The organism is Streptomyces hyaluromycini (assembly GCF_002217755.1).
Classification (GTDB): Bacteria; Actinomycetota; Actinomycetes; order Streptomycetales; family Streptomycetaceae; genus Streptomyces; species Streptomyces hyaluromycini.
The window spans coordinates 275,332-292,336 of the sequence record NZ_BCFL01000018.1 but is presented as its reverse complement, the minus strand read 5'-3'; the positions used below and the strand labels follow the sequence as shown (position 1 = coordinate 292,336).

At 70.8% G+C, this 17,005-nt stretch carries 13 protein-coding genes; 7 read left to right on the top strand and 6 right to left on the bottom strand.

Annotated features, from left to right (window positions below; all coding sequences use genetic code 11):
* The first annotated feature begins 59 nt into the window (after positions 1–59).
* The 4 genes from gltB (at position 60) to qcrB (ending at position 8,698) form a co-directional block, all read left to right on the top strand.
* On the top strand, positions 60–4,598 hold the full coding sequence (gene gltB, locus SSP29_RS14455) for a glutamate synthase large subunit (RefSeq protein ID WP_245883103.1): 4,539 nt from the start codon (positions 60–62) through the stop codon (positions 4,596–4,598).
* Complete coding sequence (locus SSP29_RS14450; RefSeq protein ID WP_089101026.1) at positions 4,591–6,051, top strand: glutamate synthase subunit beta; 1,461 nt, start codon at positions 4,591–4,593, stop codon at positions 6,049–6,051. The genes gltB and SSP29_RS14450 overlap by 8 nt, the downstream gene beginning before the upstream one ends.
* A gap of 182 nt (positions 6,052–6,233) precedes the next feature.
* On the top strand, positions 6,234–6,959 hold the full coding sequence (locus SSP29_RS14445) for a vWA domain-containing protein (protein WP_089101614.1): 726 nt from the start codon (positions 6,234–6,236) through the stop codon (positions 6,957–6,959).
* A 77-nt stretch (positions 6,960–7,036) separates the two neighbouring features.
* Positions 7,037–8,698: a cytochrome bc1 complex cytochrome b subunit gene (gene qcrB / locus SSP29_RS14440; RefSeq protein ID WP_089101025.1), complete on the top strand. Its 1,662-nt coding sequence runs from the start codon at positions 7,037–7,039 to the stop codon at positions 8,696–8,698.
* Positions 8,699–8,803: 105 nt separating this feature from the next.
* Here the strand turns inward: qcrB and SSP29_RS14435 are convergent, their stop codons facing one another.
* Positions 8,804–9,763: an acyl-CoA dehydrogenase family protein gene (locus SSP29_RS14435; protein WP_089101024.1), complete on the bottom strand. Its 960-nt coding sequence runs from the start codon at positions 9,761–9,763 to the stop codon at positions 8,804–8,806.
* A 1-nt stretch (position 9,764) separates the two neighbouring features.
* A complete protein-coding gene (locus SSP29_RS14430) occupies positions 9,765–10,904 on the bottom strand; it encodes an acyl-CoA dehydrogenase family protein (RefSeq protein WP_089101613.1) in 1,140 nt (379 codons plus the stop codon).
* Between the two features lie 53 nt (positions 10,905–10,957).
* On the opposite strand from SSP29_RS14430, the gene SSP29_RS14425 reads away from it, so the two are divergent.
* The 3 genes from SSP29_RS14425 to SSP29_RS14415 are packed head-to-tail and all read left to right on the top strand — an operon-like array spanning position 10,958 to position 13,601.
* Positions 10,958–11,746 (top strand): SDR family oxidoreductase, encoded by a 789-nt coding sequence (locus SSP29_RS14425; protein WP_089101023.1) that lies wholly within the window; start codon positions 10,958–10,960, stop codon positions 11,744–11,746.
* 15 nt (positions 11,747–11,761) lie between these two features.
* On the top strand, positions 11,762–12,397 hold the full coding sequence (locus SSP29_RS14420) for a TetR/AcrR family transcriptional regulator (RefSeq protein ID WP_089101612.1): 636 nt from the start codon (positions 11,762–11,764) through the stop codon (positions 12,395–12,397).
* Between the two features lie 46 nt (positions 12,398–12,443).
* Positions 12,444–13,601, top strand: a complete 1,158-nt coding sequence (locus tag SSP29_RS14415; RefSeq protein ID WP_089101022.1) for an acetyl-CoA C-acetyltransferase — start codon at positions 12,444–12,446, stop codon at positions 13,599–13,601.
* A gap of 4 nt (positions 13,602–13,605) precedes the next feature.
* Here the strand turns inward: SSP29_RS14415 and SSP29_RS14410 are convergent, their stop codons facing one another.
* Genes SSP29_RS14410 through SSP29_RS14395 form a run of 4 tightly spaced genes read right to left on the bottom strand, consistent with a single transcriptional unit; the run spans position 13,606 to position 16,991 of the window.
* A complete protein-coding gene (locus SSP29_RS14410) occupies positions 13,606–14,655 on the bottom strand; it encodes an NAD(P)H-dependent flavin oxidoreductase (protein WP_089101021.1) in 1,050 nt (349 codons plus the stop codon).
* Complete coding sequence (locus SSP29_RS14405) at positions 14,655–15,383, bottom strand: CoA-transferase subunit beta (RefSeq protein WP_089101020.1); 729 nt, start codon at positions 15,381–15,383, stop codon at positions 14,655–14,657. Before SSP29_RS14405 ends, SSP29_RS14410 begins: the two co-directional genes overlap by 1 nt.
* A gap of 14 nt (positions 15,384–15,397) precedes the next feature.
* Positions 15,398–16,246 carry a CoA transferase subunit A gene (locus SSP29_RS14400; protein WP_089101019.1) on the bottom strand — a complete coding sequence of 283 codons (849 nt, stop codon included), beginning with the start codon at positions 16,244–16,246 and terminating at the stop codon, positions 15,398–15,400.
* Positions 16,239–16,991, bottom strand: coding sequence for an enoyl-CoA hydratase family protein (locus SSP29_RS14395; RefSeq protein WP_089101018.1), 753 nt, complete (start codon positions 16,989–16,991; stop codon positions 16,239–16,241). Before SSP29_RS14395 ends, SSP29_RS14400 begins: the two co-directional genes overlap by 8 nt.
* Positions 16,992–17,005: the final 14 nt, after the last annotated feature.

Here is a 17,005-nt window from a genome sequence, read left to right as displayed (position 1 = left end):
CGATGCGTACGCCGCGCCAGCCGTCCCAGCACTCCTCGAACGGCCGAAACTGGTCGTTCATGGATGCTCGCCCTGCTGCGCAGGGTATGTACGACCCCCGCAACGAGCGCGACGCCTGTGGCGTCGGCTTCGTGGCCACCCTCACCGGCGAGGCGAGCCATGCGCTGGTCGAGCAGGCGCTCACGGTTCTGCGCAACCTTGAGCACCGCGGCGCGACCGGCTCCGAGCCCGACTCCGGCGACGGTGCGGGCCTGCTCTCCCAGGTGCCCGACGCCTTCTTCCGCGAGGTGGCCGGATTCGAGCTGCCGGCGGCCGGTTCGTACGCCGTCGGTATCGCCTTCCTCCCGGAGGACGGCACCGAGAACGCTGTCTCGCAGATCGAGACGATCGCGGACGAGGAGGGCCTCACCGTCCTCGGCTGGCGCGAGGTTCCGGTCGCCCCGCAGCTGCTCGGCGCCACCGCCCGCTCCACCATGCCGGTCTTCCGGCAGGTTTTCGTGACCGACGGAGCCAGCGAGGGCATCGCGCTGGACCGCAAGGCGTTCGTGCTGCGCAAGCGCGCCGAGCGCGAGGTCGACGTCTACTTCCCGTCGCTGTCCGCGCGGACCATCGTCTACAAGGGCATGCTGACCACCGGCCAGCTGGAGCCCTTCTTCCCGGACCTGTCCGACCGCCGCTTCGCATCCGCGATCGCGCTCGTGCACTCCCGGTTCTCCACGAACACCTTCCCGTCGTGGCCGCTCGCCCACCCCTACCGCTTCGTCGCCCACAACGGTGAGATCAACACCGTCAAGGGCAACCGGAACTGGATGGTCGCCCGCGAGTCCCAGCTGGTCTCCGACCTGTTCGGCCCGCAGGACAAGCTGGACCGGGTCTTCCCGATCTGTACGCCCGACGCCTCCGACTCGGCCTCCTTCGACGAGGTGCTGGAGCTCCTGCACCTGGGCGGGCGTTCGCTGCCGCACTCCGTGCTGATGATGATCCCGGAGGCGTGGGAGAACCACGACTCCATGGACCCGGCCCGCCGCGCCTTCTACGGCTTCCACTCCACGATGATGGAGCCCTGGGACGGCCCCGCCTGCGTCACCTTCACCGACGGCTCCCAGGTCGGCGCCGTTCTCGACCGCAACGGTCTGCGTCCCGGCCGCTACTGGGTCACCGACGAGGGCCTGGTCGTCCTCGGCTCCGAGGTCGGCGTCCTCGACATCGACCCCGCCAAGGTCGTTCGCAAGGGCCGCCTGCAGCCCGGCAAGATGTTCCTCGTCGACACCGTCGAGCACCGCATCATCGAGGACGACGAGATCAAGGCCGGCCTCGCCGCCGCCCAGCCGTACGCCGAGTGGCTGGAGGCCGGTGAGATCGAGCTCTCCGACCTGCCCGAGCGCGAGCACATCGTGCACACCCACGCCTCGGTCACCCGCCGCCAGCAGACCTTCGGCTACACCGAGGAGGAGCTGCGCGTCATCCTCGCGCCGATGGCCAAGGCCGGCGCCGAGCCGATCGGCTCCATGGGCACGGACAGCCCGATCGCGGCCCTCTCCGAGCGCCCGCGGCTGCTCTTCGACTACTTCACCCAGCTGTTCGCCCAGGTCACCAACCCGCCGCTGGACGCGATCCGCGAGGAGCTCGTCACCTCGCTGCGTTCGTCCCTCGGCCCCGCGGGCAACCTGCTCGACCCGAACGCCGCGTCCTGCCGCTCGGTCGTGCTGCCCTTCCCGGTGATCGACAACGACGAGCTGGCCAAGCTCATCCACATCAACGCCGACGGCGACATGCCCGGCTTCAAGGCCGCGACCCTGTCCGGCCTGTACCGGGTCTCCGGCGGCGGCGAGGCGCTGGCCGCGCGGATCGAGGAGATCTGCGCCGAGGCCGACGCGGCCATCGAGAACGGCGCCCGCCTGATCGTCCTGTCGGACCGGCACTCGGACGCCGAGCACGCGCCGATCCCCTCGCTGCTGCTCACCGCGGCCGTCCACCACCACCTCATCCGCACCAAGCAGCGCACCCAGGTGGGCCTGCTGGTCGAGGCCGGTGACGTCCGCGAGGTCCACCACGTCGCCCTGCTGATCGGCTTCGGCGCCGCCGCCGTCAACCCGTACCTGGCCATGGAGTCCGTCGAGGACCTGACCCGCGCGGGCACCTTCCTGCCGGGCATGGAGTCCGAGCAGGCCATCCGCAACCTGATCTACGCCCTCGGCAAGGGTGTCCTGAAGGTCATGTCCAAGATGGGCATCTCGACGGTCGCCTCCTACCGCGGCGCCCAGGTCTTCGAGGCCGTCGGTCTCGAAGCGGGCTTCGTCGACAAGTACTTCAACGGCACCGCCTCCAAGATCGGCGGCGTCGGCATCGACGTCATCGCCAAGGAGGTCGCCGCCCGCCACGCCAAGGCGTACCCGGCCTCCGGCATCGCCCCTGCGCACCGCGCCCTCGACATAGGCGGCGAATACCAGTGGCGCCGCGAGGGCGAGCCGCACCTGTTCGACCCGGAGACGGTCTTCCGCCTCCAGCACTCGACCCGTGCCAACCGCTACGACATCTTCAAGAAGTACACGGACCGCGTGAACGAGCAGTCCGAGCGGCTGATGACGCTGCGCGGCCTCTTCGGCTTCAAGAGCGACCGGGAAGCGATCTCCGTCGACGAGGTCGAGCCGGTCTCCGAGATCGTCAAGCGGTTCTCGACCGGTGCCATGTCCTACGGCTCCATCTCGCGCGAGGCCCACGAGACCCTCGCCATCGCCATGAACCAGCTGGGCGGCAAGTCCAACACGGGTGAGGGCGGCGAGGACCCGGACCGCCTGTACGACCCGGCGCGGCGCAGCGCCATCAAGCAGGTCGCCTCCGGCCGCTTCGGCGTCACGTCCGAGTACCTGGTCAACGCCGACGACATCCAGATCAAGATGGCCCAGGGCGCCAAGCCCGGCGAGGGCGGCCAGCTGCCCGGCCACAAGGTCTACCCGTGGGTCGCCAAGACCCGGCACTCCACCCCGGGCGTCGGCCTGATCTCCCCGCCGCCGCACCACGACATCTACTCCATCGAGGACCTGGCCCAGCTGATCCACGACCTCAAGAACGCGAACCCGCAGGCGCGGATTCACGTCAAGCTGGTCTCCGAGGTCGGCGTCGGCACGGTCGCGGCGGGTGTCTCCAAGGCGCACGCGGACGTGGTGCTCATCTCGGGTCACGACGGTGGCACGGGTGCGTCGCCGCTGACGTCCCTCAAGCACGCGGGCGGCCCCTGGGAGCTCGGCCTCGCCGAGACCCAGCAGACCCTGCTGCTCAACGGCCTGCGCGACCGCATCGTCGTGCAGACCGACGGCCAGCTGAAGACCGGCCGTGACGTCGTCATCGCCGCGCTGCTCGGCGCCGAGGAGTTCGGTTTCGCGACCGCGCCGCTCGTCGTCTCCGGCTGCATCATGATGCGCGTCTGCCACCTCGACACCTGCCCGGTCGGCGTCGCCACCCAGAACCCGGTGCTGCGCGACCGCTTCTCCGGCAAGGCCGAGTACGTGGTGAACTTCTTCAGGTTCATCGCCGAGGAGGTCCGCGAGATCCTCGCCGAGCTGGGCTTCCGCTCCATCGAGGAGGCCGTCGGCCACGCGGAGGCGCTCGACGTCACCCGTGCCGTCAACCACTGGAAGGCGCAGGGCCTCGACCTGGCCCCGCTCTTCTACGTGCCCGAGCTCCCCGAGGGCGCCGCCCTGCACCGGACGATCGCGCAGGACCACGGCCTGGAGAAGGCCCTGGACAACGAGCTGATCAAGCTCGCCTCCGACGCCCTGGCCGCCTCCAGCGCCACCGACGCCCAGCCGGTGCGCGCCCAGATCAAGGTGCGCAACATCAACCGCACGGTCGGCACCATGCTCGGCCACGAGGTGACGAAGAAGTTCGGCGGCGCGGGCCTGCCCGACGACACCATCGACATCACCTTCACCGGCTCGGCCGGCCAGTCCTTCGGCGCCTTCCTGCCGCGCGGTGTCACGCTCCGCCTGGAGGGCGACGCCAACGACTACGTCGGCAAGGGCCTGTCGGGCGGCCGGGTGATCGTGCGTCCCGACCGGAACGCCGACCACCTCGCCGAGTACTCCACCATCGCGGGCAACACCATCGCGTACGGCGCGACCGGTGGCGAGCTGTTCCTGCGGGGTCGTACGGGTGAACGATTCTGCGTCCGTAACTCCGGTGCGCTGGTGGTCTCGGAGGGCGTGGGCGACCACGGCTGCGAGTACATGACCGGCGGTCACGCGGTGGTCCTCGGCGAGACGGGCCGCAACTTCGCGGCCGGCATGTCGGGCGGTGTCGCCTACGTCATCGACCTGAACCGCGACAACGTCAACGTCGCCAGCGTGGACGCGGTCGAGGCCCTGGACGACGCGGACAAGCAGTGGCTGCACGAAGTGGTGCGCCGCCACGCCGAGGACACCGGCTCGACGGTCGCCGAGAAGCTGCTCGCCGACTGGGACACGGCCGTCCAGCGGTTCAGCAAGATCATCCCCAGCACGTACAAGGCAGTGCTCGCCGCCAAGGACGCCGCCGAGCGAGCGGGTCTCTCCGAGACCGAGACCCACGAGAAGATGATGGAGGCGGCGATCAATGGCTGACCCGAAGGGCTTCCTGAACCACGGCCGTGAGGTCGCCAAGACCCGTCCCGTCGCCGACCGCGTCAAGGACTGGAACGAGGTCTACGTCCCGGGCTCGCTGCTGCCGATCATCAGCAAGCAGGCCAGCCGGTGCATGGACTGCGGCATCCCGTTCTGCCACAACGGCTGTCCGCTCGGGAACCTGATCCCCGAGTGGAACGACTTCGCCTACCGCGAGGACTGGACGGCCGCCTCGGAGCGCCTGCACGCGACCAACAACTTCCCGGAGTTCACCGGTCGCCTCTGCCCGGCCCCCTGCGAGTCGGCGTGCGTGCTCGGCATCAACCAGCCGGCCGTCACCATCAAGAACGTCGAGGTCTCCATCATCGACCAGGCGTGGGAGGCCGGGACCGTCGCCCCGCAGGCCCCCGAGCGCCTGTCCGGCAAGACCGTCGCCGTCATCGGCTCGGGCCCGGCCGGTCTGGCCGCCGCCCAGCAGCTGACCCGGGCCGGCCACACCGTCGCGGTCTACGAGCGCGCCGACCGCATCGGCGGCCTGCTCCGCTACGGCATCCCCGAGTTCAAGATGGAGAAGCGGCACATCAACCGCCGTATCGAGCAGATGCGCGCGGAGGGCACCCGCTTCCGTACCGGCATCGAGATCGGCATCGACCTCAAGGCGACCGACCTGAAGAAGCGGTACGACGCGGTCGTCATCGCCGCCGGTGCGACGACCGCCCGTGACCTCCCGGTTCCCGGCCGCGAGCTCAAGGGCGTCTACCAGGCGATGGAGTACCTGCCCCTGGCCAACAAGGTCCAGGAGGGCGACTACGTCACCTCCCCGATCACGGCCGAGGGCAAGCACGTGGTCGTGATCGGCGGCGGCGACACCGGCGCGGACTGCGTGGGCACCGCCCACCGCCAGGGCGCGGCCTCGGTCACCCAGCTGGAGATCATGCCCCGTCCGGGCGAGGACCGCGCGCCGAACCAGCCGTGGCCGACCTTCCCGATGCTCTACAAGGTCACCTCGGCGCACGAGGAGGGCGGCGAGCGGGTCTACTCCGTCTCCACCACCCACTTCGAGGGCGACGAGGACGGCAACGTCCAGTGGCTGCACCTCACCGAGGTGGAGTTCATCGAGGGCAGGCTGACCCCGAAGCCGGGCACCGAGCGCAGGATCCCGGCCCAGCTGGTCACCCTGGCCATGGGCTTCACCGGCACCGACCGGGTCAACGGCGTGGTCGAGCAGTTCGGTCTCGAACTCGACGAGCGCGGCAACGTCGCCCGTGACGCCGACTTCCAGACCAACGTCCCCGGCGTCTTCGTCGCGGGTGACGCGGGCCGCGGCCAGTCCCTGATCGTCTGGGCGATCGCCGAGGGCCGCTCGGCCGCCAAGGGCGTCGACCGCTTCCTCACCGGAGCGAGCGACCTCCCGGCCCCGATCCGCCCGACGGACCGCTCGCTGATGGTCTGACCCATCCCGAAGAACGTCCCGTACAAAGGCGTACGGGCGGGATATCTGGGGGGATACCCCCCAGACCCCCCGAGACGGCGCCTGCCCCACAGTCCCCGACCGGACGACTGGGCAGGCGCCGCCGCATGTTCGCTGATCAAGTAACCTCGGCCTCCTGAATCATGGGCGAGGGGGAGCAGGGCATGGCCGCGATCAGTCTCAGCAAGGTGGAGCAGACCGCGCCCGCGCTGGTCGAGTCGTACAAGTCGGCCGGGATCTCCCTCACCAAGCACGGTCTGGACGGACTCCGCGCCGCCGTCTACCTGGTGGTCGACTACTCCGGCTCGATGAAGCCGTACTACGCCGACGGCAGCGTGCAGGCGCTCGCCGACCGGGTCCTCGGCCTCTCCGCACACCTGGACGACGACGGCCGGGTTCCCGTCGTCTTCTTCTCCACCGACATCGACGCGGTCACCGACATCGAACTGGCCGAACACACGGGCCGGATCGAGAAGATCGCGGCCGGGCTCGGGCACATGGGCAAGACCAGCTACCACCTGGCCATGGACGCCGTGATCGACCACTACCTCGACAGCGGGGCCACCGCCCCCGCCCTGGTCGTCTTCCAGACCGACGGCGGCCCGATCAACAAGCTCGCCGCGGAACGCTACCTGTGCAAGGCGGCCAGGCTGCCGCTGTTCTGGCAGTTCGTCGGCTTCGGCGACCCGCACAGCAAACAGTTCGACTTCCTGCGCAAGCTCGACGAACTGGCGGTGCCGGGCAGGCGGGCGGTGGACAACGCGGGCTTCTTCCACGCCGGTTCGGACCCGGGGAAGGTGCCGGACGGCGAGCTGTACGACTGTCTCGTCGGAGAGTTCCCGCAGTGGCTGGCGGCGGCGCGGGCGGCGGGCATCGTCGGGGCGGGCTGAGTTTACGTCGCCCCGTTGGCTGTAGCGCTCCGGCATGCCACCCTGAGGGGTGATCCGGCGGGGAGGCGACGCGACGTATGGACGACGCGGCACGAACGGTGAACGGTCAGGCACGGGTGGGGAGTTCGGCGCAGCGAGCGGAGCCGCCCGGCAAGGGCGAGAAGCTCGCGGACTGGGCTGACAGCCGGCTCGGGATCTACGGCCTGGCCAAGGCGAACATGCGCAAGGTGTTCCCGGACCACTGGTCCTTCATGCTGGGGGAGATCTGTCTCTACAGCTTCCTCATCCTGATCCTCACGGGCATCTACCTCACCCTGTTCTTCGAGCCCAGCGGCGCCGAGGTCGTCTACCACGGCACCTACCAGCCGTTGAACGGCATCATCATGACCAAGGCGTACGAGTCGACGCTGCACATCAGCTTCGACGTGCGCGGCGGCCTGCTGATCCGGCAGATCCACCACTGGGCGGCGCTGGTCTTCGTGGCCGGCATGCTCGTCCACATGATGCGGGTGTTCTTCACCGGCGCCTTCCGCAAGCCCCGCGAGGTCAACTGGCTGTTCGGCTGGCTCCTGCTGTTCCTCGCCATCCTCACCGGCCTGACCGGCTACTCGCTCCCCGACGACCTGCTCTCCGGCACCGGCGTCCGGTTCGCCGACGGCGCGATCCTGTCGATCCCGATCGTCGGCTCGTACATCTCGATGTTCCTGTTCGGCGGGGAGTTCCCGGGCCACGACATCATCTCGCGGTTCTTCCCGATCCACGTGCTGCTGCTGCCCGGGATCATGCTGGGTCTGGTCGTCGCCCACCTGATCCTGGTCTTCTACCACAAGCACACCCAGTACCCGGCGCCCGGACGCGACCAGAAGAGCGTGGTCGGCATGCCCTTCCTGCCGGTCTACATGGCCAAGGCCGGCGGCTTCTTCTTCCTCGTCTTCGGCATCCTCGCGATCATCGGCGGCATCGCCACCGTCAACCCGGTGTGGGCCTTCGGCCCCTACCGCCCCGACCTGGTGACCACCGGTGCCCAGCCCGACTGGTACCTGGGCTTCTCCGAGGGCCTGATCCGCGTCATGCCCGGCTGGGAGATCAACGCCTGGGGCCACACCCTGGAGCTGGGCGTCCTCATCCCCTTCTCGCTCTTCCCGCTCTTCCTCCTGGCCATCGGCGTCTACCCGTTCATCGAGGCGTGGATCACCGGCGACAAACGCGAGCACCACATCCTCGACCGCCCGCGCAACGTCCCCGTACGCACCGGCCTCGGCGTGGCCTGGCTCAGCGAGTACTTCGTGCTGCTGATCGGCGGCGGCAACGACGTCGTGGCCACCCATCTCCATCTCTCCATCAACTCCATCACCTGGTTCGTGCGGATCTCCGTCTTCGTCGTCCCCGTCCTCGCCTTCATCGCCACCAAACGGATCTGCCTCGGCCTGCAGCGCCGGGACCGCGACAAGGTCCTGCACGGCAGGGAGACCGGCCTCATCAAGCTGCTTCCGCACGGCGAGTACATCGAGGTCCACGAACCCCTCAGCCAGGGAAGCCTGTTCGTCCTGACCCAGCACGAACAGAACCCGCCCTACGAGATAGGGCCGCTTGAGGACGCGAACGGCGTACGGCGCAAGGTCACCATCGCCCAGCGGGTACGGGCGAGCCTGGCGAAGGGGATGTACGGTCCCGACACGCACATCCCGAAGCCGACGAAGGAGGAGTACCGGGAGATCACGAGCGGGGACCACCACTGAACGCCGTGAGGTGAAGCGCCCCGTCTTTTGCTCTTGGGGGCGCGGGGCTGTTCTCGATATGCGGCTGCCGCCGCGTGGGCGCGACCAGCCACACACAACCTGCGGCTAACGACGCTCCAGAACCACCCTTCTGCACTCCTCCGGCGCCCCCCAGGCACCCCGCAGTGCACGTGCCTTGGTCAGCCACAACGACAGGTCGTACTCCGCCGTATAGCCGATCGCCCCATGCAGTTGGAGCGCGGCCCGCGCTCCGGCATACGCTGCCGCGCAGGCGCTGAGCTTCGCCGCGGCCACATCCGACGGAGTCATCGTGACCGCCGCCCCGAAGACGAGCGGCCGGGCGAACTCCAGCGCGATCTTCACGTCGGCCAGCCGATGCCTGACCGCCTGGAAGGACCCGACGGGCACACCGAACTGAGTCCGCTGCTTCACGTACGCCACCGTTCTGTCCAGCAGGGCCAGCCCCAACCCCAGCGCCTGCGCGGCCGTGGCCAGCCGGGCCCAGGCCAGTGCCTCGGCCCACGGCGGCTCCGTGCTGATCAGCTCACCGACGGGAAACAGCGGTGTGAGCCGGCGGGCGGGGTCCAGGGACCGGCGTACCGCCCCGGCGCCGGGGGACAGCCGCAGGCCCTCCGGCGTGGCCGCGAGCCGCACATCGGCCGCGTCCCCGTCCAGCGCGAACCCGTACCCGTGCTGCTCGAACGCCACCGTCGCCACCGTCTCTCCCGACGCGATCCCCGGCAGGAACCGTTTGGCGAGGTCCTCGCCGTCATCGAGCAGCACGGCCGCCGCCACCGTCTCCGCCAGCGGACCCGGCACCGCGTACCGCCCCAACTCGGTGAAGGCCACGGCGAGTTCGACAGGCCGGCGGCCCATCCCGCCGTACTCCTCCGGCACCGCCAGCCCGAACACCCCCGCCTCGCCGATACGACCCCACAACGCCCGCCCGCCCTCATGCTCGCCGCGGCTCCAGTCCCGTACCACCGCCGGCGTGTCCGCTGCCGTCAGCAGCCCCCGCAGGGCGTCGGCGAAGTCCCGCTGCTCGGTGTCGAGGAGGAAACGCATGTCAGCGGCGTCCCTTCGGCAGGCCGAGCAGCCGCTCGGCGATGATGTCGCGCTGGATCTCGTTGGTGCCCGCGTAGATCGGACCGGCGAGGGAGAAGACATAGCCCTCCGACCACGGCGTGTCCGCCAGCTCGCCCTCGGCGCCCAGCAGATCGAGCGCCGTCTCGTGCAGCGCCAGGTCGAGCTCCGACCAGAACACCTTGTTCAGACTGGACTCCGGACCGAGCGACTCGCCGTCCAGGAAGCGGGCCGCGGCCGCGTAGGTGAACAGCTGATACGCGCGGGCGCCGACGACCGCGTCGGCCACCCGGGCCGCGGCGGACTCCGGTTCGCCCCGTGCCTGCCAGAGGTCCCGCAACCGGTCGGCGGCGGCCAGGAACCGCCCCGGCGACCGCAGGGTCAGCCCCCGCTCGTTCCCCGCCGTCGACATCGCGATCCGCCAGCCCCGGCCCGGCTCGCCGATCACGTCCTCGTCGGGCACGAACACCTCGTCCAGGAACAGCTCCGCGAACGCCGGCTTCCCGTCGAGACGGCCGATCGGGCGGACGGTCACCCCCGGCGCGCGCAGATCGAACATCAGGTAGGTGAGCCCCTGATGCGGCTTGGGCAGGTGCGGCTCGCTGCGGAAGAGGCCGAACGCGCGGTCGGCGAAGGCCGCCCGTGACGACCAGGTCTTCTGGCCGGTCAGCAGCCAGCCGCCGTCCGTCCGCACGGCCCTGGAGGCGAGGGAGGCAAGGTCGGAACCGGCCCCGGGCTCGGACCACGCCTGCGCCCAGACCACCTCGCCGGTGGCCATCGGCGGCAGCACCCGCGCGCGCTGCTCCGGCGTCCCGTGCTCGAACAGGGTCGGCGCGAGCAGACTGACGCCGTTCTGGCCGACCCGGCCCGGCGCGCCCGCCGCCCAGTACTCCTCCTCGAAGACCAGCCACCGCATCAGCCCCGCGGCCCGGCCGCCGTACTCCTCGGGCCAGGACACCACCGACCAGCGGTCCGCGGCCAGTTCGGCCTCCCAGGCGCGGTGCGCCGCGAAGCCCTCGGCCGTCTCCAGGGAGGGCAGCGGGCCGGGCGGCACATGCGCCCGGAGCCAGGCGCGGGCCTCGGCGCGGAACTCCTCGTCCGCCGGGCTGTGGGTCAGGTCCACGGTCGTCGTCACCGTCCTTCCCTAACAAGTGTTTGGTAGGTTAGCGTGGGCCCATGACAGGCGTCGAGAGTCCGGAGTACGTGCCCGGGCACGGGCTGCTTGCAGGGCGCACCGCCGTCATCACCGCCGCGGCCGGGGCGGGGATCGGCGGGGCGACCGCGCGCCGTTTCCTGGAGGAGGGCGCCCGCGTGCTGATCAGTGACGCGCACGCGCGGCGGCTGAAGGAGTACGAGGCCGAACTGGCGGGTGAACATCCGGGCGCCGTGACCGCCTTCCCGTGCGATGTCACCGACGAGGCCCGGGTGCAGGGACTCTTCGACACCGCCGTACGAGTGCACGGACGGCTGGACATCGTCGTCAACAACGCCGGACTCGGCGGGACCTCGACGCTCGTCGACATGGGTGACGAACAGTGGTCGCGGGTGCTCGACGTCACCCTCAACGGCACCTTCCGGTGCGTGCGCGCCGCCCTCCGGCTCTTCCGCGAGAGCGGGCACGGCGGGGTGATAGTCAACAACTCCTCCGTCGTCGGCTGGCGGGCCCAGGCCGGACAGGCCCACTACGCCGCCGCCAAGGCCGGGGTGATGGCGCTGACCCGGTGCGCGGCGATCGAGGCGGCCGGGTACGGCGTGCGGGTCAACGCCGTGGCACCGAGCCTCGCCATGCACCCGCACCTGGTGAAGGTGACGTCGGCCGAGCTGCTGGCGGAGCTCACCGCCCGCGAGGCCTTCGGACGGTACGCCGAGCCGTGGGAGGTGGCCAACGCCATCGTCTTCCTGGCCTCCGGCTACTCCTCCTACCTCACCGGAGAGGTCCTCTCCGTCAGCAGCCAGCATCCGTAGGACGAGAATGTGCCCGTGCCGACCAAGAAGAAGCCCCAGGTGACCGCCGCGAGAAGGCCCGCGGCCGGCGCCGCCCAGGCTCGACGCCGCGAACTCCTCGAAACCGCCGCCGAGGTCTTCGCCGAGCAGGGCTACAACGCAACCACCGTACGCAAGATCGCGGACCACGCGGGCATGCTCGCCGGCAGCCTCTACTACCACTTCGACTCCAAGGAGTCGATGCTGGAGGAGATCCTGCGGACCTTCCTCGACGAGCTCTGGGACGGCTACGACACCGTCCTGGACGCCGGTCTCGGTCCCCGCGAGACCCTCGAAGCCCTGGTCACCGAGTCCTTCCGGGAGATCGACCGGCACCGCGCCGCCGTCGCCATCTACCAGAAGGAGAGCAAGCAGCTGGTCGCGCAGGAGCGGTTCGGCTTCCTCGCCGAGTCGCAGCGCAGGTTCGAGAAGGCATGGCTGTCGACGCTGGAGCGCGGGGTCGCCGCGCACGTCTTCCGCGCCGACCTCGACGTCCGCCTCACCTACCGGTTCGTGCGCGACACGGTGTGGGTCGCCGCCTCCTGGTACCGGCCCGGCGGGCAGCACAGCCCGGAGGAGATCGCCCGGCAGTACCTGTCGATGGTGCTGGACGGGATCGCCGTCCGCGAGTAGCTCACCCATTCGTTGAAAGCCCCTTTCTGCCGAGGGAGTTGCTGACATGGCCGAGGCCTACATCGTCGAAGCGGTGCGCACGCCGGTCGGGCGGCGCAAGGGCGGACTGAGCGGGGTCCACCCGGCCGATCTGGGCGCCCATGTGCTGACCGCCCTGGTGCGGCGGTCGGGCGTGGACCCGGCCGCCGTCGAGGACGTCGTCTTCGGCTGCCTGGACGCCGTGGGTCCGCAGGCCGGTGACATCGCCCGGACCTGCTGGCTGGCGGCCGGGCTGCCCGAGGAGGTGCCGGGCGTCACCGTCGACCGCCAGTGCGGCTCCTCGCAGCAGGCCGTGCACTTCGCCGCCCAGGCCGTCCTCTCCGGCACCCAGGACCTGGTGGTCGCCGGCGGCGTCCAGAACATGTCCCTGATCCCCATCGCCTTCGCCTCCCGCCAGGCCGCCGAGCCGCTGGGCCTGACCGAGGGCCCCTTCCTCGGCAGCGAGGGCTGGCGGGCCCGGTACGGCAGCCGGCCCGTCAACCAGTTCGCCGGCGCCGAGATGATCGCCGCCAAGTGGGGCATCAGCCGCCGGGACCAGGAGGAGTTCGCCCTGCGCTCCCACCGGCGGGCGCTCAGCGCCATCGACGAGGGCCGCTTCGAACGGGAGACGGTCCCCTACGGGCCGGTCTCGGTGGACGAGGGGCCGCGCCGGGACACCTCCCTGGAGAAGATGGCCGCCCTTAAACCGGTCCTCGACGGCGGCACCATCACCGCCGCCTGCTCCTCCCAGGTCTCCGACGGCGCCGCCGCCATGCTCCTCGCCTCCGAACGGGCGGTCCGCGAACACGGGCTGCGCCCCCGCGCCCGCGTCCACCACCTCTCCGTCCGCGGCGAGGACCCCATCCGGATGCTCTCCGCCCCGATCCCGGCCACCGCCCACGCCCTGAAGAAGACCGGTCTCACCATCGACGCCATCGACCTGGTCGAGATCAACGAGGCCTTCGCCCCGGTCGTCCTCGCCTGGCTCAAGGAGACCGGCGCCGACCCCGCCAAGGTCAACGTCAACGGCGGCGCGATAGCCCTCGGCCACCCGCTCGGCGCCACCGGCGTCAAGCTGATGACGACCCTCCTGCACGAACTGGAACGCACCGGCGGCCGATTCGGCCTCCAGACCATGTGCGAGGGCGGTGGGCAGGCGAACGTGACGATCATCGAGCGGCTGTGAGTCCTCACTTCAGGGCCATGAGCCGGTCCCGTGTCTCCTCCGCCTCCTTCATGATCCGGTCCACCAGTTCGGCGCACGACGGCAGGTCGTCGATCACCCCGGCGACCTGCCCGGACGCCATCACCCCGAGATCCGTACGGCCGTCCACCATCGCCGACCTGAGCAGCATCGGCGTGTTCGCGGCCAGCAGCACCTGACTCCACGACAGTTCCCTGCCGTGCCGCAGGGCCAGGCCGTCCTGGACAAGCTGCCGCCAGGTGAGCCCGGACAGCTTCCGGAACCCCGCCGCACGGCGGATCGCGTGCAGCAGGCTCCGGGCCCGGCCCGAACGCTCCAGCCCGGCCACCAGATCGGTCCGCAGCATCCGGTGCGGCAGCCCGTCCACCGCCCTGGTCACCGTGACGTCCCTGACCGTCGCCGCCAGATACCTCGCCTTCACCGCGTCCGGCACCGTCGAGTCCGAAGTGAGCAGGAACCGCGTGCCCATCGCGACCCCCGCCGCCCCGTACGCCAGCGCCGCCAGCAGCCCCCGGCCGTCGAAGAACCCCCCGGCGGCCACCACGGGTATCCGTACCGCGTCCACCACCTGGGGCAGCAGCACGCTGGTCGCCACCTCGCCGGTGTGCCCGCCGCCCTCGCCGCCCTGCACGATCACCGCGTCCGCGCCCCACGCCGCCACCTTCTCGGCGTGCCGCCGCGCCCCCACGGACGGGATCACCACCACACCCGCCGCCTTCAGCTCGGCGATCAGCTCGGGGGAGGGGGCGAGCGCGAAGGACGCCACCCGCACACCCCCGTCGATGATCAGCCGGACCCGGTCGCCGGCGTCGGCCGCGTCCGCCCGCAGGTTCACCCCGAACGGCGCCTCCGTACGGCAGCGCACCTCGGCTATCGCGGTACGCAACCGGTCGAGGGTCATCGTGGCGGAGGCCAGGATGCCGAGCGCTCCGGCGTTGGCGGTGGCCGAGACCAGGCGGGGGCCCGCCACCCAGCCCATCCCCGTCTGCACGATCGGATGCCGGACCCCGACCAGCCGGGTCAGCGCGGTGTCCATCAGCCGGCGACCTCCTTCGTCCGCGCACCGGCCGGATCGAGCACCTCGCGGATCAGCCGCAGCTCCGCCGCGCTCGGTTCGCGGGTGTACGGCACCTCGTCCGGGACGGCGAGTTCGAAGTCCGTCGCCTCCCGCACCTGGTCGACGCTCACCCCCGGATGCAGTGCGGCCAGCCGCATCGAGCGGTCGGGGGTCTCGAAGTCGAGGACGCCCAGATCGGTGACGACTCTCGGGATGCGGTGGAAGCGGCCGGTGCCGGGGTGCGCGGCGACCCGGTCGTACCCCACCCCGCACACCATGTCGACCTTTGCCACGAACACCCGCCGGGAGTGCTTCGGGACCCAGTAACTCGTCGGGTTGTTCAGCGTGTTGAGCGTCGCTCCGCGTACCCCGAGCAGTTGGCGGCGGGGCTGTGTCCAGTCGCCGATGCAGGAGATGTTCTGGTTGCCGTACCGGTCGAGCTGGCTCGCGCCCATCATCACGTGCCGCCGCCCGCCGGCCACCAGGGCGAGGTGCTGCCGGTAGGGCAGCCAGCCCTCGGGCGTTCCGTCCGGGCGGACCAGCAGGGCCTCGCCGTCGGTCAGCAGCAGGTCCGGTGCGAAGGTCAGCCGGGCCAGGCGTGCGCCCAGGGAGGGGATCAGGCCCATCGGGCTTGCCAGGATCTCACCGGAGCCGCGCCAGGCCTCCGCGCAGGCGATGACGCAGTAGTCGGAGCGCGATGTGTCCATGCGTGGTGTGTCCGTCACCCCTGCCCCTCCTGCCAGTTCCGCACCGCCGACCGGTACGCCTCCTCGTCCCCGGCCAGGAAGCGCCCGGAGAACTCCGCCCACGACGTCGTTGCGTACAGCCGCTGGAACTCCTCGTCCCGTCCGTAGTCGGGTGCGCAGGAGGTGAAGTGCGCGCCGCCCGGCGCCTCCACCACCCCCGTCACGTTCAGCCGCTTGACCAGCAGCGACTGCGGGGCCGCCTCCTTCGTCAGCTCGGCCGTGTCCACGATCCGCTCGCAGGAGACGTAGGCCGCGTCCGCCGCCTCGCAGAACAGGTCGTCGAAGTACGGGTCCGGCCCCAGGTACTGGCCGTTGCCCAGCCGGTCGGCGCGGTTGACGTGGACCAGCGCCGCGTCCAGGCGCAGGGCGGGCATCGCCACGAACGTCTCCCCGTCGTCGTACGGCGAAGTGACCGTCCGCAGGCCGGGGTTGACCCGCATGACGTCCGAGCCGAGCCCCGCGCGCACCGGCAGGAACGGCAGCCGGTTCGCGGCCGCGTGCAGGCCCCACATGAACATGCCCTCGTCGACCTCCGTCAGCTCGAACGCCCCGCGTTCGCGTGCCGCGCGGTAGTGCGGTTCGAGCGGGACGGAGTCGAGGGTGACGAAGGCCGTCACCAGCTTGCGCACCCGGCCGGCCGCGACCAGCATCCCGACGTCCGGGCCGCCGTACGAGACCAGGGTGAGATCGTCGATGCCGCTCCGGAGCACTGCTCTGACCAGGGACATCGGCTTGCGCCGGGAACCCCAGCCGCCGATGCCGAGGGTCATGCCGCTCGCCAGCCCGGAGACGGCCTCGTCGGCGGTCATCGTCTTGTCAGTCACTCCCAGCACCCTCCTTCCCGAAGGTGTCGCGGACCCGGTCGGCCACCCCGCTGAGGGCGGCCTCGAAGGTGAAGCCCTGTTCGAAGCGGTAGCTCCGCCGCACGTCGACGGGGTCGATGCCGTTGATGGCGGCCTTGGCCAGGCGCAGCAGCCGGCCGTCCTTGGCGGCTATCTCCCGCGCCAGCTCCAGTGCCGCGGAGCCGAGGTCCCCGCGGGGCACGACCCGCCAGACCGAGCCGTGCGCATGCAACTCGGCCGCGGTCGCCGTGCGCGAGGTGTAGTACAGCGTCCGCATCAGATGCGGCGGGACCAGACGGGCCAGATGGGTGGCCGCGCCCAGGGCGCCCCGGTCCAGCTCCGGCAGCCCGAAGACGGCGTCCTCGCTCGCCACGATCGCGTCCGCGTTGCCCACCAGGCCTATCCCGCCGCCCAGACAGAAACCGTGCACCGCGGCCACCACCGGGGTCTCGCACTCGTACACCGCCGCGAAGGCCTCCGCGCAGCCCCGGTTGGCGCCGAGCAGTGCCTCGTGCCCGTCCTGCTGTATCTCCTTGATGTCCACGCCCGCGTTGAAGCCCCGGCCGCGCGCGGTCAGCACGACGCACCGGGTCCCGGGGTCGCGGCCTGCCGCGCGCACCGCGTCCGCCAGCGCGAACCAGCCGTGCACCGGCAGGGCGTTCACCGGCGGGTGGTCGACCGTGACGAGCGCGATTCCCTTTTCCGGACACGAGGTGGAGACACCCATGGACGCATCAGCTA